Here is a 25247-nt window from a genome sequence, read left to right on the forward strand (position 1 = left end):
CATGAGTAAGCATCAACACCAACCTGCGTCGCTCCTCGAACGCCTGATCTTCAACAACCGCCCGGCGGTGATTCTGCTGTGCCTGCTGATCAGCCTGTTCCTGTTCTACCAGGCGGCGCAGGTGCGCCCGCAGACCAGCTTCGAGAAGATGATCCCCCTGGGCCATCCCTACATCCAGAAAATGCTCGAGCATCGCAACGACCTGGCCAACCTGGGCAACACCGTGCGCATCTCGGTGGAAGCGGTCGAGGGCGACATCTTCAGCAAGGAGTACATGGAGACCCTACGACAGATCCATGACGAGGTCTTCTACATCCCCGGCGTCGATCGCTCCGGCCTGAAGTCGCTGTGGAGCCCCAGCGTGCGCTGGACCGAGGTGACCGAGGAGGGCTTCGCCGGCGGCGAGGTGATTCCGCAGACCTACGACGGCTCCGGCGAAAGCCTGGAGGAGTTGCGCAGCAATATCCTCAAGTCCGGGCAGATCGGCCGCCTGGTGGCGAACAACTTCAAGTCGAGCATCGTCGACGTGCCGCTGCTCGAGTCCTATCCGGATCCCGAGGACCAGAGCAAGCTGGTACGTCTGGACTACCAGCAGTTCTCCCATGAGCTGGAGGAGAAGATCCGCGAGAAGTTCCAGGCGCAGAACCCCAACGTCAAGGTGCACATCATCGGCTTCGCCAAGAAGGTCGGCGACCTGATCGACGGCCTGATCGGCGTGGCGCTGTTCTTCGCCGTGGCCATCGGCATCACCTTCGTCCTGCTGCTGTGGTTCACCCATTGCGTGAAGAGCACCCTGGCGGTGGTGGTGACCACCCTGGTGGCGGTGATCTGGCAGCTCGGTCTGCTGCACACCCTGGGCTTCGGCCTGGACCCCTATTCCATGCTGGTGCCCTTCCTGGTGTTCGCCATCGGCATTTCCCACGGGGTGCAGAAGATCAACGGCATCGCCATGGCCTCGGGCGAGGCGACCGATGCCCTGTCGGCGGCGCGCATGGCCTTCCGTCAGCTGTTCATCCCGGGCCTGGTGGCGCTGCTGTCCGACGCCGTGGGCTTCGTCACCCTGCTGCTGATCGACATCGGCGTGATCCGCGAGCTGGCCATCGGCGCGTCCATGGGCGTGGCGGTGATCATCCTGACCAACCTGATCCTGCTGCCGGTGCTGATCTCCTATGTCGGCATCGGTCAGCGCGCGGTGAAGAAGAGTCGCGAGGAGGCCGCCAAGGACCATCCGCTGTGGCGTCTGATCTCCAACTTCGCCCACCCGATGGTCGCGCCGATCTCCGTGGTCATCGCCCTCGGCGCCTTCGGCGGCGGCATCTGGTACGGCCAGAACCTGAAGATCGGCGACCTCGATCAGGGCGCCCCGGAGCTGCACCCGGATTCGCGCTACAACCTGGACAACGACTTCGTCATCCGCAACTACTCGACCAGCTCCGACGTGCTGGTGGTGATGGCCAAGACCGCCACCGAGCGTTGCTCGACCTATCCGGCCATGGCGGCCATGGACGAGCTGATGTGGCAGATGGAGAACACCGAGGGCGTACAGTCGGCGATCTCCATGGTCACGGTGTCGCGTCAGGTGATCAAGGGCATGAACGAGGGCAACCTGAAATGGGAAACCCTGTCGCGCAACCAGGACGTATTGAACAACTCCATCGCCCGCGCCGAGGGGTTGTACAACAGCGATTGTTCGGTGGCGCCGGTGCTGGTGTTCCTCAACGACCACAAGGCCGAGACTCTGGAGCGAGTGGTCAAGGTAGCCGAGGCGTTCGCCAAGGAGAACAGCTCGGATAACCTGCAGTTCGTGCTCGCCGCCGGCAACGCCGGTATCGAGGCGGCCACCAACGAGGTGATCGCCGCCTCCGAGACCACCATGCTGATCGCGGTGTACGCGGCCGTGAGCTTCATGTGCCTGCTGACCTTCCGCTCCATCGCCGCCACCCTCTGCGTGATCCTGCCGCTGGTGCTGACCTCGGTGCTGGGCAACGCGCTGATGGCCTACATGGGCATCGGCGTGAAGGTCGCCACCCTGCCGGTGATCGCCCTCGGCGTGGGCATCGGGGTCGACTACGGCATCTACATCTACAGTCGCCTGGAGGCTTACCTGCGCCAGGGCCTGTCGCTGCAGGAGGCCTACTACGAGACCCTCAAGTCGACCGGCAAGGCGGTGTTGTTCACCGGCGTGTGCCTGGCGATCGGCGTGGCCACCTGGATCTTCTCGGCGATCAAGTTCCAGGCCGACATGGGCCTGATGCTGACCTTCATGTTCCTCTGGAACATGCTCGGCGCGGTCTGGCTGCTGCCGGCCCTGGCACGTTTCCTGATCAATCCGGAGAAACTGCGGGCCAAGGCGCTGACGGCAGCCACGGCCTGATCGAGCGCGGTTGAAAGAGCGCGGCCCTCGGGCCGCGTTTTTTTTGCTTGGTTTTTCACGGTCCGGACGGCGGGGTTTTAGGCGGGCGCGGGTGGACAAATGTTCGACGGCGCCGACGGGCCGCGGTCATCCACAGCTCGCCTCTTTCCGGACTGGGCGTAGGGGACTGTTGGCGAGAGCCGGGTCGCCGGGTACGGCGCTTTAGAGCGTCAGCTAGCGTGGATACAGGGGGGGCAGGGGGCTGGTGTCCGTTGCGGCTTGGCCGCCATCGCCAAGGGCGATGGGCAGATGGCCGATCGCCTGCCACAACTCCTTGCCCTGCCAGTGCTGGCCGGCTTCGCTGTACAGGGCCCCGTTCAGGTCGTCCAGGGCGTCGGACAGTGGCGTGAAGCGCGCCGCCATCTCGGCCAGGGTCTCCGGTTGCTGGCGTGCCCAGGCGTCGAGGGCATGGCGACTGGCATGGGGGTCGTTGGCCAGGCAGGCGCGCTTGAGGTCGTCGAGCAGGGTGCGTGGGCTGGGCCCGGTCTGGCCAGCTCGTTGCACCGCGGGCTGACTGCGGGCGTGCCACCACAGGCCGAAGCCGAGCAGCGTGGTCAGGCTCAGCAGGACGCTGCTCAGTTGCCAGGGCCAGAGTGCCGGTCCGCTCTCGGCCAGGGGAGCAGGTACCTCGGCGGGCAGGGGCTCGCTCTCCAGGCTGGGGTCGAGGGCGATCTTCAGGGTGCGTGCGGGCAGGCTGCTGCGTTCCAGGCGATCTTCCCGGGTGTTCCACCAGACCACCTCCACTGCCGGCAACTGGAACTGGCCGCTGCGGCTGGGTACCAGGGCTTCACGTTCCTCGCGACTGCCGATCAGGCCCTGTTCGCTGGCCTGATTGCCCAGCTGGGGTTGGTCCGGGTAACGACGCAGTCCCTCGACGCTGGTCGCCGGCAGGGGCGGCAGCTGGGCGCTGGACAGGCCTTCGACCTTGAGCATCAGGCTGCGGGTCAGCGAATCGCCGGCCTTGGCGCCTTGTGGTTCGGGATTCCAGGCCTCGCTGAGGCTCAGGGCGCGGGCGGGTAGCCAGGGCGCGTCGCTCGGGTACTCGGCCGGCTTGGCCTTGACCCGCAGGGGGATCTGCGGCGACCTCACCCGGGTCACCTTGCCTGGTCGGGGGCCGAACGGCTGGTACTGGTTGTTGCGCGAGCGGTCGACCAGGGTGGCGGTGAACACCTGTGCCGGGATGGTCAGCTCGCCGCTGCGCTGCGGAAAAATCGCGTAGCGCAGCTCGATCACGCCATGGCGGATGCCGTTGATGTCCTTCTCGTAGGTGCGTGGCTTGCCCAGGGCTTCGACCCGCGCCTCGGGCATTTCCAGGGGTGTCAGGTTGCTGTCGTCGTACAGCGAGACGGAATGGTAGATACGCAGGGTCAGCACGCTCTGGGCCTGCACGTAGACGCTTTCCTGGTCCAGGCTGGCGTCGATGAATACCGGCGCCATGCGATTGCCGGGTGCTGCGGCCTCTGGCTCCAGCACATGCAGGGTGATCGGCTGGCTGTGCAACTCACCCAGGCGCAGCGGTGGCACCACCACATAACCGCTGCGCTTGGGCTGCAGGGTGATGACCCAGCGGGTGGTGGCCCGCGACTCGCCGTCCAACGTGCTCAGGCGGTTGAACTGGCGGGTGCCGAGTACCTCGAACAGCTCGTCGAGCGGTGCCAGTTCCGGCTTGCCGAACTGGGTGACGTCGCTCGATTCCAGGGTCAGCTCGACGCTTTCGCCGGCACTCAGGCGGGTGCGGTCGACGCTGGCGCTCAGGCCCTGGGCGTTGGCCGGGAGGGCCAGCAGGGCGAGGAGCAGGGTGCAGAGCAGGCGGATCATCGAATCTGTTCCTGGCGTTGTTGCTGTTGGTACCAGAACTTGCGCTTGAGCAGTTCCGCCGGATCGTCGGGAATCTGCCGCAGCCATTGTTCCAGGGCCTGGCGCCGCTCGCCATCCAAGGCTTCGGCGGCGCTTCGCTCTACCGCGTCGCTGTCGCTTGGCTGCTTCGGCTCCTGTTCCGGCGAGGCCTCTTCCCTTTGCCTCGGTTGCGACTGAGCGGCCGGCTCCTGGGGGCTGCCAGGGGGGGGCTGGCCGGGCTGCGGGCTGGCGGGTTGGCCCTCGGGCTGACCGACCTGGGCTGGCCTGGTCTCGGCCGGATCGTTCTGCGCTTCGGCTTGGTCTTGCTCCTGCTCCTGGGGCTGCGGCGGCTGTCCTTGCAGAAGTTGCTCGATCAAGGCCTTGTTATTCTGCGCTTGGAGCAGGTCGGGTTGCAGTGCCAAGGCTTGGTCGTAGGCCTCCAGTGCGGCCTCCAGCTCGTTGCTGTGGGCCAGGGCATTGCCGCGGTTGTAATGGGCGGTGGCGTCGCTGCCCTGGGCGAAACGCTCGGCGGCCGCCGCGTAGTCGCCGGCCTGGTACAGGGCCAGGCCTTGCCATTGCGGGTTGTCGAAGCGCTTGGCCGCCTCGGCCGGACGCTGGGCCTCGAGCAGGCGTTGGCCCTGCTGGTCGGGGCGCAGCCAGAGGTCGTCCAGGCTCGCGGCCAGGCCGGTCTGGGGCAGGCTCAGCAGCAGCGGCAGGCAGAACAGCCAGCCGCGGCGGCCGGCGCAGGCCGCCAGCAAGAGCAGCGGCAGGAGCAGCCAATGGCCCTGGTCGGCCCAGGCTTGCAGTGGCACGGCGTCGCCATCGTCGCGCAGTCTTTGGGAGGGCGCGAGCAGACCGAGGTCGCGCAGGTCGCGGTCGTCCAGGCTGAGCCTGCGGTAAGCCCCGCCGACGTCCCGGGCCAGGCGGCTGAGGTTGGCGCTGTCCAGACGCGGGATGAGGATGCCGCCTTGGGCGTCCTTGAGGAAGCTGCCGTCCTCCTGAACGATGGGTGCGCCCTGGGGGGTGCCGACACCTAGGAGGTGCAGGCGTTCGCGGCGGTCCTCGAGCGCCTCGCCGATGCCTTGGCGCTCCTGTTCGTCCAGTGCGCTGCCGATCAGTAGCAGGCGACCTTGGCCTTGGCCGCCCTGCTCGAGCAGGCTCAGGGCCTTCGCCACGGCCAGGTCGGCACGTCGGCCCGGCTCGGGCATGATCGAGGGTTTGAGCGCTTCCAGCAGATTGCGACTGGTGGCCAGGTCGTCGGACAGCGGCACCAGGGTGTGGGCGCTGCCGGCGTAGACCACGATCGCGGTTTGCGCGTCCTCGCGAGCCGCGAGCAGGTCGAGCATCTTGCGTTTGGCCTGTTCCAGGCGGCTGGGCGGGGCGTCGCCGGCGAGCATCGCCGGCGTCAGCTCGAGCAGTACCACCAGCGGATCGGCCGGTTTCAGCGCGCTCTGCTCGAGCCGCTGCCAGCTCGGACCGAGCAGGGCCAGCAGGGCCAGCAGCCAGGCCAGGCCGAGGGCGATCCAGGGCAGGCGGCTGGTGCGGTCTTGGCCGCTGCTGAGCAGGGCCGCATGAAAGGCCGCCGGCAGCAGCAGTTGCCAGCGGCCGGCGCGCTTCTCGCGGTGCCAGAGTTGCCAGAGCGACCAGGCCAGCAGGGGCAGCAGCAGTAGCCAGTAGGGCCTCAGCCAGTGGGGCCACAGGGCGGTGGGAGCCAACTCGATCATGGCTGCTTGCGCCAGTGGTGTGGGGCGAAGCGTTGGAGCCGCTGGCGAATGGCGGTCCCCTGTTCTCGGGCCACCAGCAGCAGGCTGAACAGCAGCGCGGCGCCCAGTGGCCAGGGATACAGGGCCATGGCCGGACGGGTCAGGGTCGGTTGCTGGCTCACCGGCTCGAGGCGGTCGAGGCTGGCTTCGATGCGGCGCAGGTCGTCGCCGTTGCGGGCGCGGAAGTACTCGCCACCGGTGGCCTCGGCGATCGCATGCAGGGTCGGCTCATCCAGATCCAGGCCCGGGTTGAGGCCGAACAGGCCGAGCACGCCGCCCTGCTGCGGGTCGGCGCCGATACCGACTGGGTAGATCCGCACCCCTTCCTCGGCGGCCAGGCGGGCGGCGGTCAGGGGCTCGATCTCGCCGCCGGTATTGGCGCCGTCGGTGATCAGCACCAGCACCCGGCTGTCGGCCGGGCGCTGGCGCAGGCGTTTGACCGCCAGGCCGATGGCGTCGCCGAGGGCGGTGTTCTTGCCGGCGATGCCGATCACCGCCTCCTCCAGCCAGGTGCGCACGGTGCGGCGGTCGAAGGTCAGCGGGGCGTGCAGGTAGGCCTGGCTGCCGAACAGGATCAGGCCGACCCGGTCGCCCCGGCGGCCTTCGATGAAGTCGCCGAGCAGCTGTTTGACCAGGGTCAGGCGGCTGACCTCCTGGTCCTCCCAGCGCATGTCGGCATAGTCCATCGATCCCGACACATCCACCGCCAGCAACAGGTCGCGACCGCTGGCCGGAAGCGGCAGCGGCTCGCCGACCCATTCCGGGCGGGCGGCAGCGCCGAGCAGCAGCAACCACAGCAGGACAAAGGGGGCCTGCTGGCGCCAGGCCGGCAGGCGGGCGCGGGCGCGGCGTCCGGCCAGGGCTTCGAGTTCGTCGAGAAAACCGACCCTGAGCGCCGCCTCCCCGCTGTCGGCCGCCGGCAGTACCAGGCGCAGCAGCCAGGGTAGGGGGGCGAGCAGGAACAGCCAGGGCCAGGCGAATTCAAACATGCTTGCGGATCCAGGTGGCGACGGCCTGGTTGAGGCCATCGATGGCCTTGTCGTCGAGGCGGCACTGGGGGCGGTAGGCGCCTTCGACCAGGATCATCCAGCGGGTCAGCCCGGCCGCCGGGCAACGGTTGTCGAGGAAGGCCAGCCAGGCGCGGCTGCTCAGGGTGTGGCTGTGGCTGTCCGGGTAGCGCTGGCGGCACAGACGCTTGAGCAAGGCGTTGAGTTGTTGCAGCCAGGGGCCGGCTTCGGCGCCGTAGTAGGGTCTGGCGAGCCGCTCCAGTTCCGTCAGGGCGGCCTGACGCACGGGGTCGAGCCGCTCGTTCGCGGGTGTTCCGGTCTGACTCCTCAGGCGCCTGAGCAGTAGGACCAGGCCCCAGAGCAGCAGTGGCAGGAGCAGGGCGAGCAGCCACCAGCCGGGCGCCGGCGGCCACCAGCCGATGGGGGCGGGGGCGATCAGCGGTTCGAGCCGGTCCAGCGGATTCAAGGCTGCTTCCTCGGCGGGTGCAGGTTGAGGTGGCTGCGCAGTTGCTCGATCATCTCGCTCTGGGTGCTCAGCGGCAACAAGGGTACGCCGAGTTTCTGCGCCAGGCGTTGCCAGCGTGCCTGGCGGGCTTCGCCCTGGGCCCGGTAGGCCTGGCGCAGCTCGGCGTCGTGGGTATCGAGTTCCAGCTGTGCGCCGCGTTCGGCGAAACGCAGCAGACCGGCGGCCGGCAGGGCGTGATCGAGCGGGTCGGACAGCGGCAGCAGCAGCAGGTCGATGTGCCGAGCCAGCAGTTGCAGTTGCTGCTCGGCACTGTCGTTGAGGCTGCGTTCGTCGCACAGCAGTGCCACCAGACTCCCGGGACGCAGCACCTCGCGGGCGCGACGCAGGGCCAGGCCGAGGTCGTCGCGGCGCTGAGCCAGCTCGCTGTGCAGGGCCTGGTTGGCCTGCGCCAGGCGATTGAGCAGTTGCAGCAGGCTCTGCTTGCTACGCCGCGGCTTGATTTCGTGCTGCTCGTGATTACCGAACACCAGGCCGCCGATGCGGTCGTTGTTATCCAGTGCGGCCCAGCCGATCAGGCTCGCGGCCTGGGCGGCGAGCACCGACTTGAATACCAGGCCGGAGCCGAAGAACAGGCGCTGACTCTGCTCCACCAGGATATAGGTGGGGCGCTCGCGCTCCTCGTGGAACAGTTTGGTGTGCGGTTCCTGGGTGCGCGCGGTCACCCGCCAGTCGATGCTGCGCACGTCGTCGCCGGCCTGGTAGACGCGCACCTGGTCGAAGTCGACGCCGCGGCCGCGCAGCTTGGAGTGGTGCAGGCCGATCAGCGGGCTGCGCCGCGCCGGCGTGGAGAACAGCTGCACCTCGCGCACGCGGTGGCGCATCTCGATCAGTTCGGCGAGATTGACCCGCACCCCGGGTTGCGTGGGCAGGGCATGCAGAGGGCTCAAGCGACGGCGACCACATCGAGAATGCGCTGCACCACGCGGTCCTGGTCGACGCCGGCGGCTTCCGCCTCGAAGGACAGGATGATGCGGTGGCGCAACACGTCGAACAGCACCGCCTGGATGTCTTCCGGGCTGACGAAGTCGCGTCCGGCCAGCCAGGCGTGGGCCCGCGCGCAGCGGTCCAGGGCGATGGTGCCGCGCGGGCTGGCGCCGTAGGCGATCCACTCGGCCAGCTCCAGGTCGTATTTGGCCGGGGTGCGCGAGGCCATCACCAGCTGCACCAGGTATTCCTCCACCGCGTCGGCCATGTACAGGCCGAGGATCTCCCGGCGGGCGGCGAAGATCGCCTGCTGGCTGACCCGCTGCTCCGGCTTGGCCTCGCCGTGCAGGGCCTCGCCACGGGCCTGCAGGAGGATCTTGCGCTCCACCGCGGCGTCCGGAAAACCGATGCGCACATGCATCAGGAAGCGGTCGAGCTGGGCCTCGGGCAGCGGGTAGGTGCCCTCCTGCTCGATCGGGTTCTGCGTGGCCATGACCAGGAACAGCGGCGACAGCTCGTAGGTGCTGCGGCCGACGCTGACCTGGCGCTCGGCCATGGCCTCGAGCAGCGCCGACTGCACCTTGGCCGGGGCGCGGTTGATCTCGTCGGCCAGCACCAGGTTATGGAAGATCGGCCCCTGCTGGAAGGCGAAGCTGCCGGTTTCCGGGCGGTAGATCTCGGTGCCGGTGATGTCGGCGGGCAGCAGGTCGGGGGTGAACTGGATGCGGTGGAACTCGGCCTCGATGCCTTCGGCCAGCTCCTTGATCGCCTTGGTCTTGGCCAGGCCTGGAGCGCCCTCGACCAACAGGTGGCCGTCGGCGAGCAGGGCGATCAACAGGCGTTCGATGAGTTTTTCCTGGCCGAGGATCTGGCTCGCAAGAAAGTGTCGCAGGGCGACGAGCGCTTCACGGTGTTCCATCGTCGGGCTCTTTCAGGAGGGGGCTGCGTGTCGTGCCGGGCGCAACGACGGCCTAGACTTTAATGCATTTGCCGGGGCGCCGGCTATGCGGTTGCCGCGCGTCTGGCCAGCGGTGTCCTGTGCCCATACCGCGATATCCAGCCTCGATGCCGGCGTACGGGTGTGGCTGCGGCCTGCTTGGGAGCAGCCTTGAAAGAAAATGTCGCAGCGCCAGAAGCGCGGCACGGGCCTCGCTCGTTAAGCTCGTCGGCAAATGTGACCAGTGGGTCTTGGGCCCGGTCTGGGTGTAGAGGGGCTCGGTTGAGGTAGCAGCCTCTGCATGAACTAACGTTGAGCTACAACGTTGCGGTGTCAGTCACGGTCCACGACTGCCTTAAGTCGAATCACAAGCCAAATGGAGCACAACCATGGCGTTCTTTACGGCTGCCAGCAAAGCCGACTTCCAGCAACAACTGCAAGCGGCCTTGGCGCAGCACGTCAGTGAGCAGGCCCTGTCCCAGATCAGCCTGTTTGCCGAGCGATTCTTCGGCATCATCTCTCTCGAGGAACTCACCGAGCGGCGCCTCTCCGACCTGGTCGGCTGCACGCTTTCGGCCTGGCGTCTGCTGGCACGTTTCGACCCTGCGCACACCGAAGTGCGAGTGTTCAACCCGGACTACGAACGGCACGGCTGGCAGTCGACCCATACCGCCGTCGAGGTCCTGCACCGCGACCAGCCGTTCCTGGTCGACTCGGTGCGCATGGAGCTCAATCGCCGTGGCTACAGCATCCACACCCTGCAGAACAGCGTGCTCAACGTGCGCCGCAACGCCGCCGGCGAGCTGGTGGAGCTGTTGCCCAAGGGGGGGCAGGCCAAGGACATGCAGCTCGAGGCGCTGATGTACCTGGAGATCGATCGCTGCGCCAGCCAGGCCGAGCTGCACACCCTGGAGGCGGCCCTGCAGGAGGTGCTCGGCGACGTGCGCCTGGCGGTGGCCGACTTCGAGCCGATGAAGGCCAAGGCCCACGAACTGCTGGCCTGGCTGGACAAGGCCAAGCTCAAGGTGGACGCCGGCGAAGTGGACGAGATCAAGGTGTTCTTGACCTGGCTGCTGGACAACAATTTCACCTTCCTCGGTTACGAGGAGTTCACCGTCGTCGACGAGGCCGGTGGCGGCGCCCTGGTGTATGACGAGAAATCCCTGCTCGGCCTGTCCAAGACCCTGCGCAGCGGGCTCAAGAGCGACGAGCTGCATATCGAGCCGGAGGCGGTCAGTTACCTGCGCGAGCCCTTATTGCTGTCCTTCGCCAAGGCCGCGCAGCCGAGCCGGGTGCACCGCCCGGCCTACCCGGACTTCGTCTCCATCCGCGAGCTGAACAGCAAGGGCCAGGTGGTCAAGGAGTGCCGCTTCATGGGCCTCTACACCTCGGCCGTGTATGCCGCCAGCGTCAACCGCATTCCCTATATCCGCCGCAAGGTCGCCGAGATCATTCAGCGCTCCGGCTTCGACAGCAAGGGACACCAGGGCAAGGAACTGGAGCAGGTGCTGGAAGTGCTGCCGCGCGACGACCTGTTCCAGACCCCGGTCGACGACCTGTTCAGCACCACCATGAGCATCGTGCAGATCCAGGAGCGCAACAAGCTGCGGGTGTTCGTGCGCAAGGACCCCTACGGTCGCTTCTACTACTGCCTGGCCTATGTGCCGCGGGACATCTACTCCACCGAAATCCGCCAGAAGATCCAGCAGGTACTGATGGAACGCCTGCAGGCCAGCGACTGCGAGTTCTGGACCTTCTTCTCCGAGTCGGTGCTGGCGCGGGTGCAGTTCATCCTGCGCGTCGACCCCAAGAGCAAGGTGCAGATCGACCCGCAGCGCCTCGAGCAGGAGGTGATCCAGGCCTGCCGTTCGTGGAAGGACGACTATGCCAGCCTGATCGTCGAGAACTTCGGCGAAGCCCAGGGCACCAACGTGCTGGCCGCCTTTCCCGGCGGCTTCCCGGCCGGCTACCGCGAGCGCTTCGCGCCGCACTCGGCGGTGGTGGACATGGAGCACCTGCTCGAGCTTAACGAGAAGCGCCCCCTGGTGATGAGCTTCTACCGGCCCCTGACCCAGGGTCACCGTCAGCTGCACTGCAAGCTCTACCATGCCGACACCCCGCTGCCGCTGTCCGATGTGCTGCCGATCCTGGAGAACCTTGGCCTGCGCGTGCTCGGCGAGTTCCCCTTCCATATGCGCAACAGGGACGGCCGCGAGTACTGGATCCACGACTTCTCCTTCACCCATGCCGAAGACCTGGACATCAATATCCAGGAGCTCAACGACAACCTGCAGGACGCCTTCGTCAGCATCAGCCAGGGCGCGGCGGAAAACGACGCCTTCAACCGTCTGGTACTGACCGCAGGGCTGGCCTGGCGCGACGTGGCGCTGCTGCGTGCCTATGCCCGCTACCTCAAGCAGATCCGTCTGGGCTTCGACCTCGGCTACATCGCCAGCACCCTGGTCAACCACGTGGACATCGCCCGCGAGCTGGTGCGCCTGTTCAAGACCCGCTTCTACCTGGCGCGCAAGCTCAGCGCCGAGGACCTGGAAGACAAGCAGCAGAAGCTCGAGCAGGCCATCCTCGCCGCCCTGGACAATGTCGCGGTGCTCAACGAAGACCGCATCCTGCGTCGCTATCTGGACCTGATCAAGGCGACCCTGCGCACCAACTACTACCAGCCGGGCGCCAAGGGCAAGGCCAAGGACTATTTCAGCTTCAAGCTGGACCCGCGGGCCATCCCGGAGATGCCCAAGCCGGTGCCCAAGTACGAGATATTCGTCTACTCGCCACGAGTCGAGGGCGTGCACCTGCGCGGTGGCAAGGTGGCGCGTGGCGGTCTGCGCTGGTCGGATCGCGAGGAGGACTACCGCACCGAGGTGCTCGGCCTGGTCAAGGCCCAGCAGGTGAAGAACGCGGTGATCGTGCCGGTCGGCGCCAAGGGCGGTTTCGTTCCGCGCCGCCTGCCTCTGGGCGGCGGTCGTGACGAGGTCCAGGCCGAGGCCATCGCCTGCTACCGCATCTTCATCTCCGGTCTGCTGGACATCACCGACAACCTCAAGGAAGGCGAGGTCGTGCCACCGGCCAATGTGGTGCGCCACGACGAAGACGACCCCTACCTGGTGGTCGCCGCGGACAAGGGCACCGCGACCTTCTCCGACATCGCCAACGGCATCGCCGCCGACTACGGCTTCTGGCTCGGCGACGCCTTCGCCTCCGGCGGTTCGGCCGGCTACGATCACAAGGGCATGGGCATCACCGCCAAGGGCGCCTGGGTCTCGGTACAGCGGCATTTCCGCGAGCGCGGCATCAACGTGCAGAAGGACAACATCACGGTCATCGGCATCGGCGACATGGCCGGCGACGTGTTCGGCAACGGCATGCTGCTGTCCGAGCAGCTACAGCTGGTGGCGGCCTTCAACCACCTGCACATCTTCATCGACCCCAATCCGGATGCCGGCAGCAGCTTCATCGAGCGTCAGCGCCTGTTCAACCTGCCGCGCTCGTCCTGGGCCGATTACGACACCAGCCTGATCTCCGCCGGCGGCGGCATCTTCCTGCGCAGCGCCAAGAGCATCGCGATCAGTCCGCAGATGAAGGAGCGCTTCGACATCCAGGCCGACAAGCTGACCCCGACCGAGCTGCTCAATGCCTTGCTCAAGGCGCCGGTCGACCTGATCTGGAACGGCGGCATCGGCACCTACGTCAAGGCCAGCAGCGAGAGCCACGCCGACGTCGGCGACAAGGCCAACGACGCCCTGCGGGTCAACGGCAACGAACTGCGTGCCAAGGTGGTGGGCGAGGGCGGCAACCTCGGCATGAGCCAGCTCGGCCGCGTCGAGTTCGGCCTGTGCGGCGGCGCCAGCAATACCGACTTCATCGACAACGCCGGCGGTGTGGACTGCTCCGACCATGAGGTCAATATCAAGATCCTGGTCAACGAGGTGGTGACCGCCGGCGACATGACCGGCAAGCAGCGCAACAAGCTGCTGGCCGAGATGACCGACGCGGTCGGCAACCTGGTGCTGGGCAACAACTACAAGCAGACCCAGGCGCTGTCCTTGGCGCAACGCCGCGCCCGCGAGCGGATCGGCGAATATCGCCGCCTGATCGGCGCGCTGGAAATGGCCGGCAAGCTGGATCGGGCCCTGGAATACCTGCCCAGCGATGAACAGTTGGCCGAGCGCGTGGCCAGCGGCCATGGCCTGACCCGTCCCGAACTGTCGGTGCTGATCTCCTACAGCAAGATCGACCTCAAGGAAGCCTTGCTCAAGTCCACGGTGCCGGACGACGAGTACCTGGCGCGCGAGGTGGAGACCGCCTTCCCGCCGCAACTGGCGAACAAGTTCGGCGAGGCCATGCGCAGCCATCGGCTGAAGCGCGAGATCGTCAGCACCCAGATTGCCAACGACCTGGTCAACCACATGGGCATCACCTTCGTCCAGCGCCTGAAGGAAAGCACCGGGATGACGGCGGCCCACGTGGCCGGGGCCTATGTGATAGTGCGTGACGTGTTCCGCCTGCCGCACTGGTGGCAGCAGATCGAGGCGCTGGACCACCAGGTGCCGGCCGAGCTGCAGTTGCAGATGATGGACGAGCTGATGCGCCTGGGGCGCCGCGCGACCCGCTGGTTCCTGCGCAGCCGGCGCAACGAGCTGGATGCGGCGCGCGACGTGGCGCACTTCGCACCGCGCGTCGAAGCCCTGGCGCTGTGCCTGGACGAGCTGCTCGAAGGGCCGGCGCGGGAACAGTGGCTGGCGCGCTTCCAGGGCTATGTCGAGGCCGGTGTGCCGGAGGAGCTGGCGCGGGTAGTGGCCGGCACCAGCCACCTGTACACCCTGCTGCCGATCATCGAGGCCTCGGATGTCACCGGCCAGGAGCCGGCCCAGGTGGCCGCGGCCTACTTCACCGTGGGGGGCGGAGCCCTGGAGCTGTCCTGGTACCTGCAGCAGATCTCCAGCCTGCCGGTGGAAAACAACTGGCAAGCATTGGCGCGGGAAGCCTTCCGCGACGATCTGGACTGGCAGCAGCGGGCGATCACCGTTTCCGTATTGCAGATGGCCGAAGGGCCGGAGGAGATCGAGGCGCGCGTGGCCCACTGGCTGGACCAGCATCGCCTGCTGGTCAACCGCTGGAAGTCCATGCTGGGCGAGCTGCGCGCGGCGACGGGGACCGACTACGCCATGTATGCGGTGGCCAATCGCGAGCTGATGGACCTGGCTCAGAGCGCCCAGCACGGGGTGTGCATTCCCTGAGTAGCGGCTGATGCGTCATCGAGCCCCGCCTAGTGCGGGGCTTTTTTATTCCGCTGCGGTTCGAGTGTGCGGGCGGCTGTCGGTCAGGGTCTTGAGGTGGGCGACCACATCCGGTGCGCCGGCCAGGCGCAGGCCCTCGCCGAGGGCCCGGGCCTCGGCCGAGTGCTTGGGCAATAGCAGGTACTCGGCGGCACCGGGGCTGCGCTGCAGCGACAGGCGGGCATAGGGCAGGCCCTTGTCCAGCAGCAGGCCCATGAAGGTCGGGTCGCTCCAGGCGGCGCCGGGCATGGCGTGGACATGGTAGTGCTGCTGCAGCTGCGCCAGGCCGTCGAGGCTCAGGCGGTAGTGGGCCAGGTCGGCTGGCAGGGTGATCTCCAGCCCGCGTCGGCGTGCATAGGCGACCGCGCAGGCGAAGGCCTCTCCGTGCTGTTCCCCGGCCCAGAACAGGCGCTGGCCATGCCAGTCGGCCTGACGCAGTTCGATGCGTTCTCCGGCGAGAAAGCGTGGCAGGGCCAGGCTGATGGTCCTGATGAAGTCCTTGTAGCTGATGATGCGCACCGGGCGGCAGGTCTGGCTGGCCGCGTACTGCTCGAAGCTGGTGAAAGCAGCCTGCTGCGGATCGCCGCAGCAGAATCCCTCGATCTGCCGCAGATCCAGCGAAGCCATGGATCGCTTCTCCAGTTCGACCACGCGCATGAGCGTGGCGCGGGCCTGCGCCTTGTCCTCCTGCACCGGTCCGGACAGGGCATCGCGCGGCAGGTCGACCAGGCGGTGCAGTTGTGGTCCCTCCTGCCAGCAGATGCTCTCGCGGGGGGGCGTCAGCGCGCTGAAAGGCAGGCGCAGCTGGCTGGCGCGTTCGAGTATCTGCCGTTGGCCACGGCCGATCAGGCCCAGGCGCTGGGCCAGAGCGGTCAGGCGTGAACTCAGGGAACTGGGCTGCTGGGACAAACTCATGGCCGACTAGGAACTCCAGGGGCACCCGTGTCAGTGTGGCAGAGGCGAGCCGGCACTGCACGGGCAGGCGCGGGCCAGTCGGTGCGGGTGAGCAGGGACCGGTGCGGCGCTTGTGGCAAGATTACCGGATTCATCTGCTTAGGTGCCTCCATGCCCTGTCTACTCCTGGATATCGCGCTCTCTGCCGAGCGGTTGCGTGCAGTCTACCAAGGACGCGCCAACCGTATCCTGCTGGAGAGCCGTGATGGTCGACGGGTCAGTCTGCCGGCCCATCATATCCGCCCGTTCTTGAGCCATGAAGGGGTCTACGGCGCCTTCGCCCTGGAGTTCAGCCCCCAGGGCGAGCTGCTCAGCCTGCGGCGCCTGGACTGAAGCCGGCCGTGCGCCTCGCTGCCAGGTGGCGTGGCCTGTATAATCGCCGCCTTTGCGATTTCGCCACTATCGAGCTGAGCATGTATAACCTGGCCCGCGAGCTGCTGTTCAAACTCTCCCCGGAAACCTCCCACGAGCTGTCCATCGACCTGATCGGTGCCGGCGGTCGTTTGGGCCTCAATGGTCTGTTGACCAAGGCGCCGGCGAGTCTGCCGGTCAAGGTCATGGGCCTGGAGTTCGCCAATCCGGTCGGCCTGGCGGCCGGCCTGGACAAGAACGGCGATGCCATCGACGGCTTCGCCCAGCTGGGCTTCGGCTTCGTCGAGATCGGCACCGTGACGCCCCGCCCGCAGCCGGGCAACCCCAAGCCGCGGCTGTTCCGCCTGCCCGAGGCCGCGGCGATCATCAACCGCATGGGGTTCAACAATCACGGTGTCGACCATCTGCTGGCGCGGGTGCGGGCGGCCCGGTACGAGGGCGTGCTGGGCATCAATATCGGCAAGAACTTCGATACCCCGGTGGAGCGTGCGGTGGACGACTACCTGCTGTGCCTGGACAAGGTCTATGCCCACGCCAGCTATGTGACGGTCAACGTCAGTTCGCCGAATACCCCGGGGCTGCGCAGCCTGCAGTTCGGCGACTCGCTCAAGCAGCTGCTCGAGGCCCTGCGCACGCGTCAGGAGGACCTGGCCCGGCAGCACGGCAAGCGGGTGCCGCTGGCGATCAAGATCGCCCCGGACATGAGCGATGAGGAAACCGCCCAGGTGGCCGCGGCACTGCTCGAGACCGGCATGGATGCGGTGATCGCCACCAACACCACCCTGTCCCGGGACGGGGTCAAGGGGCTGGAGTACGCCGACGAGGCGGGTGGGCTGTCCGGTGCGCCGGTGCGGGACAAGAGCACCCAGACGGTCAAGGTGCTGGCCGGCGAGTTGGCCGGGCGTCTGCCGATCATCGCCGTGGGCGGCATCACCGAGGGCCGCCATGCCGCCGAGAAGATCGCCGCGGGGGCCAGTCTGGTGCAGATCTATTCGGGGTTCATCTACAAGGGGCCGGCACTGATCCGCGAGGCCGTCGATGCGATAGTGGCCGCGCAACGCTGAGAGGGATTGGCTGGCGGGAAATAAAGAGGGCTCCCTGAGGGAGCCCTTGGGCTTGCGCCCGCCGCCCGAACTGGGGCGTGCTTGGTAAAGACGGTAGGTTCCTTTACTCGATCAGCCGACAGCGTGAAGTTCGTTGAGTCGATGAATACCGGCGGTCCCGGTCAGCCCATCCCAGTTGTCGCCACGGCCTTCGCGCCAGCCGTTCATCCAGGCTTGACGAACCGAAGGCAGGGTGAAGGGGCACAGTTCGCGGGATTTGCCATTGATACCGTACTGATAGCCGCGCAAAAAAGCTCTTTCTAACGGATCACGCTTAAGTCTTCTCATAGGGTGTTGCCCTCACTGTTGACTGTTATGTCCCGTAGACCTCGTGGCGAGGCCAGGCAGAAAAAAGAGTCTGCCAGCGGAGCCCGCTGCCGGCGTCGCGAGCGTCCTGTGCCTTCGCCATTGCGGCGACGGCCTAGGTAGATTTCTATCTAATGCTCGGGGGCCTGTGAATGATCGTTTTGTCATAAGGGCGTAATGCTTCCGAGGGTGAGACCATAAGGCTCGGCGACTTGTTCGCCGGTGTTCTGCAAGACCCCGCACGGGCTGGGCGTTTGCGCCGCCCGTGCTGGTGTTGTGCCATCGCAACTGGATTTCGATTGCGAGGGTTTTTTATTCCGACGAAGGGTCGCATTGCGACTTTTTGTCACTTATTTTGGCCGTGTCGCCTCACGCGCTCGCCGCTCACTGCCTTAGGCACTGGATATTTTCATGTCGGATCGCTACGAACTCTTTCTCACCTGCCCCAAGGGCCTGGAAGGCTTGCTGCTCGAAGAGGCCAGCCAATTGGGGCTAGAGGGCGCGCGCGAGCAGACCGCCGCCATTCGTGGCGAGGCCGGGCTGGAGAGTGCCTACCGCCTGTGCCTCTGGTCGCGCCTGGCCAACCGCGTATTGCTGGTACTGGCGCGGTTTCCCGTACGGGATGCCGAGAGCCTGTACCAGGGCGTACTGGCGGTTGACTGGTTCGAGCACCTGGAGCCGGGCGGCAGCCTGGCCGTGGAGTTCAGCGGTCACGGTTCGGGCATCGACAACACTCATTTCGGCGCGCTCAAGGTCAAGGACGCCATAGTCGACAAACTGCGCCAGGCCGACGGTACGCGGCCCTCGATCGACAAGCTCAATCCCGACTTGCGCGTGCACCTGCGTCTGGAGCGCGGCGAGGCGATCCTTTCCCTCGACCTGTCCGGCCATAGCCTGCACCAGCGCGGTTATCGCCTGCAGCAGGGCGCCGCGCCGCTCAAGGAGAACCTCGCCGCTGCGGTCCTGATCCGTGCCGGCTGGCCGCGCATCGCCGCCGAGGGCGGGGCGTTGGCCGACCCCATGTGCGGGGTCGGTACCTTCCTGGTGGAGGCGGCGATGATGGCCGCGGACATCGCGCCGAACCTCAAGCGTGAGCACTGGGGCTTCGACCAGTGGCTGGGGCACGTGCCGGCACTGTGGAAGAAGCTGCATGCCGAGGCGCAGGAGCGGGCCGCCGCCGGTCTGGCCAAGCCGCCGTTGTGGATTCGCGGTTACGAGGCCGATCCGCGCCTGATCCAGCCGGGGCGCAACAACATCGAGCGGGCCGGCTTGAGCGACTGGGTCAAGGTCTACCAAGGCGAGCTGGCCACCTTCGAGCCGCGTCCGGACCAGGCCCAAAAGGGACTGGTGATCAGCAACCCGCCCTATGGCGAGCGTCTCGGCGACGAGGCCAGCCTGCTGTATCTCTACCAGAATCTCGGCGAGCGCCTGCGTCAGGCCTGTCTGGGCTGGGAGGCCGCGGTGTTCACCGGCGCCCCGGAACTGGGAAAGCGCATGGGCATCCGCAGCCACAAGCAGTACGCCTTCTGGAACGGCGCCTTGCCGTGCAAGCTGCTGCTGATCAAGGTGCAGCCCGAGCAGTTCGTCACCGGCGAGCGGCGCACCCCGGAGCAGCGCGAGCGCGAGCGTGAGCAGGCCGAGATCGCCAAGACGCAGGCCGAGCCCCAGGCGCGTCAGTACAACAAGAACGGCAACCCGATCAAGCCGGCGCCGGCCCCGGTTGTCGAACAGGCCCGCCTGAGTGAAGGCGGGCAGATGTTCGCCAACCGCCTGCAGAAGAACCTCAAGCAGCTGGGCAAGTGGGCGCGCCGGGAGGGGGTCGAGTGCTACCGGCTGTATGACGCCGACATGCCGGAGTACGCCCTGGCGGTGGACCTCTACGGCGACTGGGTGCATGTGCAGGAATACGCCGCGCCCCGCTCGATCGACCCGGAGAAGGCTCAGGCGCGTTTGTTCGACGCTCTGGCGGCGATCCCCCAGGCGCTGGGCGTGGACAAGAGCAAGGTGATCATCAAGCGCCGCGAGCGCCAAACCGGCACCAAGCAGTATCAGCGCCAGGGCAGTCAGGGCCAGTTCATGGAGGTTGCCGAAGGCGGCGCCAAGCTGCTGGTCAACCTCACCGACTACCTCGACACCGGGCTGTTCCTCGATCACCGTCCGCTACGTCTGCGCATCCAGCGCGAGGCCGCGGGCAAACGCTTCCTCAACCTGTTCTGCTACACCGCCACGGCCACCGTGCATGCGGCCAAGGGCGGCGCGCGCAGCACCACCAGCGTCGATTTGTCGAAGACCTATCTGGACTGGGCGCGGCGCAACCTGTCGCTCAATGGTTACTCGGACAAGCACAGGCTGGAGCAGGGCGACGTGATGGCCTGGCTGGCCGAGGATCGCGGCGAGTACGAGCTGATCTTCATCGACCCGCCGACCTTCTCCAACTCCAAGCGCATGGAGGGGGTGTTCGACGTGCAGCGCGACCACGTGCAGCTGCTGGACCTGGCCATGGCCCGTCTGGCGCCGGGCGGCGTGCTGTACTTCTCCAACAACTTCCGCAAGTTCCAGCTCGATGAGGGGCTGGCGGCGCGCTACGGGGTGGAAGAGATCAGCGCCGACACCCTGGACCCGGACTTCGCCCGCAACCCGAAGATCCACCGCGCCTGGCGCCTGACCCCGCGCGGTTGATCGATGCCGGCGGGCAGTCCCTCTATCTCGGACGGCCCGCCCGTGACCTCACTTGGCTTGCCGGTACAGGTCGAGCAAGACCTGATCGAGTATCGCCGAGGCGCCCCAGGGCCTGGGGTCGTTGAGGATGGCCACCACCGCCCAGCTGTGGCCGTTGCTGTCGCGGCTGTAGCCGGCGATGGCGCGCACATTGTTCAGGGTGCCGGTCTTGATATGGGCCTGGCCCTCCAGGGCGGTGCCTTTCAGGCGTTTGCGCATGGTCCCGTCCATCCCCACCAGCGGCATGGAGCTGATGAACTCGGCGGCATAGGGGCTCTTCCAGGCGGCCTGGAGAATCGCCGCCAGTTCGCGGGCGCTGACCCGCTCGGCCCGTGACAGGCCCGAGCCATTCTCGATCACCAGATGCGGGGCGGTGATGCCCTTGCGTGCCAGCCAGGCGCGGATCACCCGTTGCGCGGCCTTGGCATCGTCGCCATCGGCGGCGTTGCGAAACTGCGCACCGAGGCTGAGAAACAGCTGACGGGCCATGGTGTTGTTACTGTACTTGTTGATGTCGCGGATGATCTCCACCAGGTCGGGGGAGTGCGCACGGGCCAGCAGGCGGGCGCTTTTCGGCACATCGGCGAGGCGGTCCTGGCCGAGAATGCTGCCGCCCAGCTCCTGCCAGATGGCGCGCACGGCGCCCGCCGCGTAGTCCGGGTGGTCGAGCAGCGACAGGTAGGTCTGGGCGCTGCAACCTTCGGCCAGCTGGCCGCTGACGATCACCGTGGTGCCGTCGTACTGGGTCACCGGGTTGTAGCGCACGTCCGGCCAACCGGGGCATTTGCCCGGCTTGAGCAGCTTGACGCGGTTGTCGATGCGGATATCGGCGATCGGTGGTTCGATCGCGATGTGCACCTTGCCGTTCTCGGCACGGGCGATGAAGCGCAGGGCCTTGAGGTTGACCAGCAGGGCATCGGGGGTGACCAGGTAGGGCTTGTTGGCGTCGCCGCCGTCGTCGTTGAACACCGGCAGCTTGGGTTGCACGAAGTGGCTGCGATCGAGCACCAGGTCGCCGCTGACCTGGCGTACGCCGTTGGCGCGCAGGTCGCGCAGCAGCAACCAGAGCTTTTCCATGTTCAGCTTGGGGTCGCCGCCGCCCTTGAGGTACAGGTTGCCCTGCAACACGCCGTCCTTGAGAGGGCCGTCGGTGTGGAACTCGGTGGTCCACTGGTGGGTTGGGCCCAGCAGCTCCAAGGCGGCGTAGGTGGTCACCAGTTTCATGGCCGAGGCCGGATTGACCGAGATGTCGGCATTGATCACCGTGCGGGTACCGGGGCCGGTGAGTGGCAGGGTCACCACCGACAGGGCGCGGGGGTTGATCTTGTTGGCTTTCAGGGCCTTCTCGACCCGGCTCGGCAGACGGCTGTTGTCGGCGGCGTGCAGGGGCAGGGCGAGCGGCAGCAGCAGGCTGGCGATCAGCAGGTGGCGCAGGGTGCGGGTCATGGGCTGACGCCCTCTGGGCAAGGGCAGGGGGTAACGCGTGACATAGGCGAAAGGTCCCACGGCGGTTCGGGCAAATAGCCCAGCATTATGCCCGAAGGCCATTGCGCCAGGGCCGTCCGGCGACCGGCGTGAAGGACTTTTTTGCACCCCCGAAAGAGGCGGGCGCTGAAGCGGGCATGTTTGCCGGCAAGCTGTTAGAGTGCCGCGCGTAATTACTCTTGAGGATCCTTCCATGGCTACCAACCGTTCCCGTCGTCTGCGCAAGAAACTCTGTGTGGATGAGTTCCAGGAGCTGGGTTTCGAGCTGAACCTGAATTTCAAAGAGGACCTGACTGACGAGGCCGTCGACGACTTCCTCGACCAGTTCCTGCGTGACGCCATGGAAGCCAACGGCCTGGGCTACGTCGGCGGCGACGACTACGGTCTGGTCTGCCTGGCCAAGCGTGGTTCGGTGAGCGAGGCGCAGCGCGCCCAGGTCGAGGCCTGGTTGAAGGGCCGTAGCGAGCTGATCGACTTCAGCGCCAGCCCGCTGCTGGATGTCTGGTACCCGGAAAACCCGATCAATCCGGCCTGATGTCCCCCGGCTCGGGCATGCGCCAGGCATGCCCGAGCGCTTCCACCGCCTGCTTTCAGCCCGCCAGGCCAGCCTTGGCCAGCACCTCTGCCTCGTCCACCGCATCGATCTGCGCCTTCTGCATGAAGCGTTCGGCATACTCGCGATAGACCCGCGCCCGCACGAACAGGCCGAACAGCTCGGGGTCGATATGCCCCGTGCGGCACATCTCGGCCATCAGCGTCAGTGACTCCGACAGCAGTTTGCCTTTCTTGTAGGGGCGATCCACCGCGGTCAGCGCCTCGAAGATGTCGGCGATCGCCATCATCCGTGCCGGCAGGCTCATCTGTTCGCGGCGCAGGCGTTTCGGATAGCCGCTGCCGTCGACCTTCTCGTGATGACCGCCGGCGATCTCGCTGACCTCCCGCAGGTGCGGCGGGAAGGGCAGGCGATCGAGCATGAGGATGGTCTGCACTATGTGGTGGTTGATGATGTAGCGCTCCTCGTCGGTCAGGGTGCCGCGCCCGGTGCTCAGATTGTGCAGTTCGCCGCGGTTGAACTTGTACTGCGGCACCTCCAGGCGGAAGCCCCAGGGGTTGTCCGCCGCGATCAGCTCGTCGGCCGGGCGTTCGACCAGGTGCTCGGGCTTGTCGGCCAGCAAGGCTTCCTCCACCGGCAGTTCCTGCGCAGGGCGGCGCTGCTGGCGCCGGGCCTCCTCCCAGGACACGCCGAGGCGGTCGTCCAGGGTGCGGGTCCAGGTGCGTGCGGCGATCTGCCGGAGCCGCTGCAGGTCGGCCTCGGCCATGGTTTCGCCGCCCAGGTTGCAGGCGGCGACGAAGGCGAAGTCCTCGTCCAGGCGGCTCAGCGTCTCGTCGCGCAGAGCGGCCAGCCGCGTCGCCTCGCCGCCTTCGGCGCAGCCCTGCCAGTAGGCGATCCAGGCGTCGCGCTTGAGTACCTCGAAGCGCATGCGCACCTCGTGGATGCGGTCGTACAGGGTCTCCAGCTTGGTCGCCTTGTCCACCACGTACTCGGGGGTGGTCACCTTGCCGCAATCGTGCAGCCAGGCGGCGATATGCAGGGCCTCCCATTCCTCGGCAGTCGGCCGGTAGTCGCGGAAGGCCGGATCGTCGCTGTCCGCCGCGGCGCGGGCGAGCATCAGGGCGATCTCCGGCACGCGCTGGCAGTGGCCGCCGGTGTAGGGGCTCTTGGCATCGATGGCGCCGGCGACCAGCTGGATGATGGCATCGAGCAGCTTCTTCTGCCGCAGCAGCAGGCGCTGGCTCTCGATGCACAGGGCGGCGACCCCGGAGACCGCCTCGACGAAGGCCACGCGTTCGCGGCGCGGCATGGCCGGCTCGTCGGTCTCGCCGCGGTCGCAGTGCAACAGTACCAGCACGCCGACTGTGTCGCCCTGGCGGTTGTGCAGGCCGGCGGCGACCAGATGGACCCGCGGGCTGTCGAGGGCGCGTAGCAGGCTGCGGTAGTCGCCGGCCTGGTCGAAGCCGAGGGACAGCACCGTGCTGGGGCCACCGCCGGCCGGGCCGCGCAGCCACTGCGGCAATGCGTCGGCGCTCACCTCGTAGCCGGGGATGTCGTGTCGAGCGAGGTCGTGGCGCTGGCCGTCGAGGAACAGCCCACGGGGTTCGAGCCGGCCCTTGTCGGCGTCGATCAGGTAGATCAGCCCGCCCTGGGCCTGGCTGATGCCCACGGTTTCCTCCAGCACCCGTTCGAGCAGGGTGTCGAAGCGGGTCACGGCGGACAGGCTGGCGGCGATCTCCAGGAAGCTGGCGATGGTTTCTTTCATCTGTTTCATGGACACCGCCAGCTGGTCGACCTCCAGTACCGGCGAGTGGCCGCTGGTGGGTTGCTTGAAGTCGAAGCGGCGGATCGCCTCGGCTTCGGCGACCAGGGCCTTGAGCGGTTTGGCCACGATGCGCGAGGTCAGCCAGCCCAGCGGCAGGCATAGCAGCAGGGTGGTCAGGGTGATCAGCGCGCCTTGCCAGCGCATGCGGTAGGCGTCCTCCAGCAGCTCGTCTTCCGGCACCAGCAGGGCCAGGAACAGGCCCTGGGGGCCGCCTTCCAGCAGGCGGCTGCGCGAGGCCACCCAGCGGCGCTTGCCCAGCTCGAGCACGCTCTGTTGCAGCTCGCCGGTGTCATCGGCCAGCAGGGCGTCGATTTCGGGGCTGAGTTCGCGGGCCGGGCTGAGTATCGCCTCGCCATCCATCATCATCGTCAGGCGGGCGCTGTCGGGGTAGGCCACCGCATTGCCGGCGGGGTCGTAGAGGAGGATCTGGCTGCTGGCGGTGATCTGTTGATCGGTCAGGGTGGCGGACAGTTCGGCCAGGGTCAGGTCTGCCGCAATTACCCGGGTCAGGCCGCTGCGCCTGGCCAGGGTGGTGCCGACTTCGGGGCTGGCAAAGAACACGTAGGGGGCGGTGGTGATCTGGCCGCCGTCCACCCGGGCGCGGCGGTACCAGGGGCGGGTGCGCGGGTCGTAGTCTTCCTCAGGACGGGCGCGGCGGCTGATCAGGTTCAACGAGCCGTCGTAGAACAGATAGGCGGCTTCGACGTCCCCGGCGCTGCGGTCGATCGACCAGACCTGGAAGGCCGCGTTGTCCGGCGCGGAGAAGCGCAGCTTCATGGCCTCGTCGCGCAGCGGCCGGACCATGAAGAAGTCGCCGTCGTCGTCGCCGAGGTACAGCGAGGCCATCTGCGGGTTGTCGCGCAGGGCCTGGGCGAAGGGCTTGAGCAGGGGCAGGCGGCCCGGCAGGTTGCCGGCCTGGCTGGCCTCGTTGAGGGCCAGCAGACTGAGCAGTTGGCGGATTGGCTGGTAGGTGTGCTCGAGGTCGAGCTGGACGTTCTGCTGGACCTGCTCGAACAGCTTGGTGCTGCTGGCGAAGATGATCTGGGTGGTTTGCCGATGGTTGAACAGCCCGAGCAAGGTGCCGGTCAGGAGTAGCAGCAGGGTGAAGAGCAGGCTGATGTGCACATGCAGGGGAAACCGGCGGTCGCGGGGCCAGAATCTGCGGGGCATAGCGCTCACTCCATCGGTTGCGCCGTTGAGCTCCTAAGCATAGTGGAGGGGGGCTAGAGGC

General features: G+C 67.0%; 16 protein-coding genes. 6 read left to right on the forward strand and 10 right to left on the reverse strand.

Annotated features, from left to right (window positions below; translation table 11 throughout):
* Position 1 precedes the first annotated feature (1 nt).
* The gene (locus SBP02_RS08105) at positions 2-2374 is read left to right on the forward strand and encodes an efflux RND transporter permease subunit (RefSeq protein WP_318645874.1); all 2373 of its coding nucleotides are present in this window, start codon (positions 2-4) and stop codon (positions 2372-2374) included.
* Positions 2375-2587: 213 nt separating this feature from the next.
* On the opposite strand, the gene SBP02_RS08110 is transcribed toward SBP02_RS08105, so the two are convergent.
* From SBP02_RS08110 to SBP02_RS08135, 6 genes are all read right to left on the reverse strand, one after another.
* On the reverse strand, positions 2588-4231 hold the full coding sequence (locus SBP02_RS08110; protein ID WP_318645875.1) for a BatD family protein: 1644 nt from the start codon (positions 4229-4231) through the stop codon (positions 2588-2590).
* Positions 4228-5973 carry a VWA domain-containing protein gene (locus SBP02_RS08115; RefSeq protein WP_318645876.1) on the reverse strand — a complete coding sequence of 582 codons (1746 nt, stop codon included), beginning with the start codon at positions 5971-5973 and terminating at the stop codon, positions 4228-4230. The genes SBP02_RS08110 and SBP02_RS08115 overlap by 4 nt, the downstream gene beginning before the upstream one ends.
* On the reverse strand, positions 5970-7001 hold the full coding sequence (locus SBP02_RS08120; protein ID WP_318645877.1) for a vWA domain-containing protein: 1032 nt from the start codon (positions 6999-7001) through the stop codon (positions 5970-5972). The genes SBP02_RS08115 and SBP02_RS08120 overlap by 4 nt, the downstream gene beginning before the upstream one ends.
* Positions 6994-7485 carry a DUF4381 domain-containing protein gene (locus SBP02_RS08125; protein ID WP_318645878.1) on the reverse strand — a complete coding sequence of 164 codons (492 nt, stop codon included), beginning with the start codon at positions 7483-7485 and terminating at the stop codon, positions 6994-6996. Before SBP02_RS08125 ends, SBP02_RS08120 begins: the two co-directional genes overlap by 8 nt.
* The gene (locus SBP02_RS08130; protein WP_369960334.1) at positions 7482-8366 is read right to left on the reverse strand and encodes a DUF58 domain-containing protein; all 885 of its coding nucleotides are present in this window, start codon (positions 8364-8366) and stop codon (positions 7482-7484) included. The genes SBP02_RS08125 and SBP02_RS08130 overlap by 4 nt, the downstream gene beginning before the upstream one ends.
* Positions 8367-8428: 62 nt before the next feature.
* Entirely contained in the window at positions 8429-9388 is a 960-nt protein-coding gene (locus tag SBP02_RS08135) for an AAA family ATPase (protein WP_318645879.1), read from the reverse strand.
* 407 nt (positions 9389-9795) lie between these two features.
* Between SBP02_RS08135 and SBP02_RS08140 the strand changes: the two genes are divergently transcribed.
* The gene (locus tag SBP02_RS08140; RefSeq protein WP_318645880.1) at positions 9796-14661 is read left to right on the forward strand and encodes an NAD-glutamate dehydrogenase; all 4866 of its coding nucleotides are present in this window, start codon (positions 9796-9798) and stop codon (positions 14659-14661) included.
* Between the two features lie 45 nt (positions 14662-14706).
* Here the strand turns inward: SBP02_RS08140 and SBP02_RS08145 are convergent, their stop codons facing one another.
* Positions 14707-15615 (reverse strand): DUF6685 family protein, encoded by a 909-nt coding sequence (locus SBP02_RS08145; protein ID WP_318645881.1) that lies wholly within the window; start codon positions 15613-15615, stop codon positions 14707-14709.
* Between the two features lie 150 nt (positions 15616-15765).
* On the opposite strand from SBP02_RS08145, the gene SBP02_RS08150 reads away from it, so the two are divergent.
* Entirely contained in the window at positions 15766-15987 is a 222-nt protein-coding gene (locus tag SBP02_RS08150; RefSeq protein ID WP_318645882.1) for a DUF2835 domain-containing protein, read from the forward strand.
* 80 nt (positions 15988-16067) lie between these two features.
* Complete coding sequence (locus SBP02_RS08155; RefSeq protein ID WP_318645883.1) at positions 16068-17090, forward strand: quinone-dependent dihydroorotate dehydrogenase; 1023 nt, start codon at positions 16068-16070, stop codon at positions 17088-17090.
* 111 nt (positions 17091-17201) lie between these two features.
* On the opposite strand, the gene rmf is transcribed toward SBP02_RS08155, so the two are convergent.
* Positions 17202-17417, reverse strand: coding sequence for a ribosome modulation factor (gene rmf, locus SBP02_RS08160; RefSeq protein ID WP_318645884.1), 216 nt, complete (start codon positions 17415-17417; stop codon positions 17202-17204).
* A gap of 429 nt (positions 17418-17846) precedes the next feature.
* On the opposite strand from rmf, the gene rlmKL reads away from it, so the two are divergent.
* Positions 17847-20114, forward strand: coding sequence for a bifunctional 23S rRNA (guanine(2069)-N(7))-methyltransferase RlmK/23S rRNA (guanine(2445)-N(2))-methyltransferase RlmL (gene rlmKL, locus SBP02_RS08165; RefSeq protein ID WP_318645885.1), 2268 nt, complete (start codon positions 17847-17849; stop codon positions 20112-20114).
* A 48-nt stretch (positions 20115-20162) separates the two neighbouring features.
* Here the strand turns inward: rlmKL and dacB are convergent, their stop codons facing one another.
* Entirely contained in the window at positions 20163-21599 is a 1437-nt protein-coding gene (gene dacB / locus SBP02_RS08170; RefSeq protein WP_318645886.1) for a D-alanyl-D-alanine carboxypeptidase/D-alanyl-D-alanine endopeptidase, read from the reverse strand.
* Positions 21600-21831: 232 nt separating this feature from the next.
* Between dacB and SBP02_RS08175 the strand changes: the two genes are divergently transcribed.
* Positions 21832-22173, forward strand: a complete 342-nt coding sequence (locus SBP02_RS08175) for a YggL 50S ribosome-binding family protein (RefSeq protein WP_318645887.1) — start codon at positions 21832-21834, stop codon at positions 22171-22173.
* 55 nt (positions 22174-22228) lie between these two features.
* Here SBP02_RS08175 and SBP02_RS08180 read toward each other — a convergent pair whose 3' ends face one another.
* The gene (locus SBP02_RS08180; RefSeq protein WP_318645888.1) at positions 22229-25186 is read right to left on the reverse strand and encodes an HD domain-containing phosphohydrolase; all 2958 of its coding nucleotides are present in this window, start codon (positions 25184-25186) and stop codon (positions 22229-22231) included.
* Positions 25187-25247: the final 61 nt, after the last annotated feature.

The organism is Pseudomonas benzenivorans, assembly GCF_033547155.1.
GTDB lineage: Bacteria > Pseudomonadota > Gammaproteobacteria > Pseudomonadales > Pseudomonadaceae > Aquipseudomonas > Aquipseudomonas benzenivorans_B.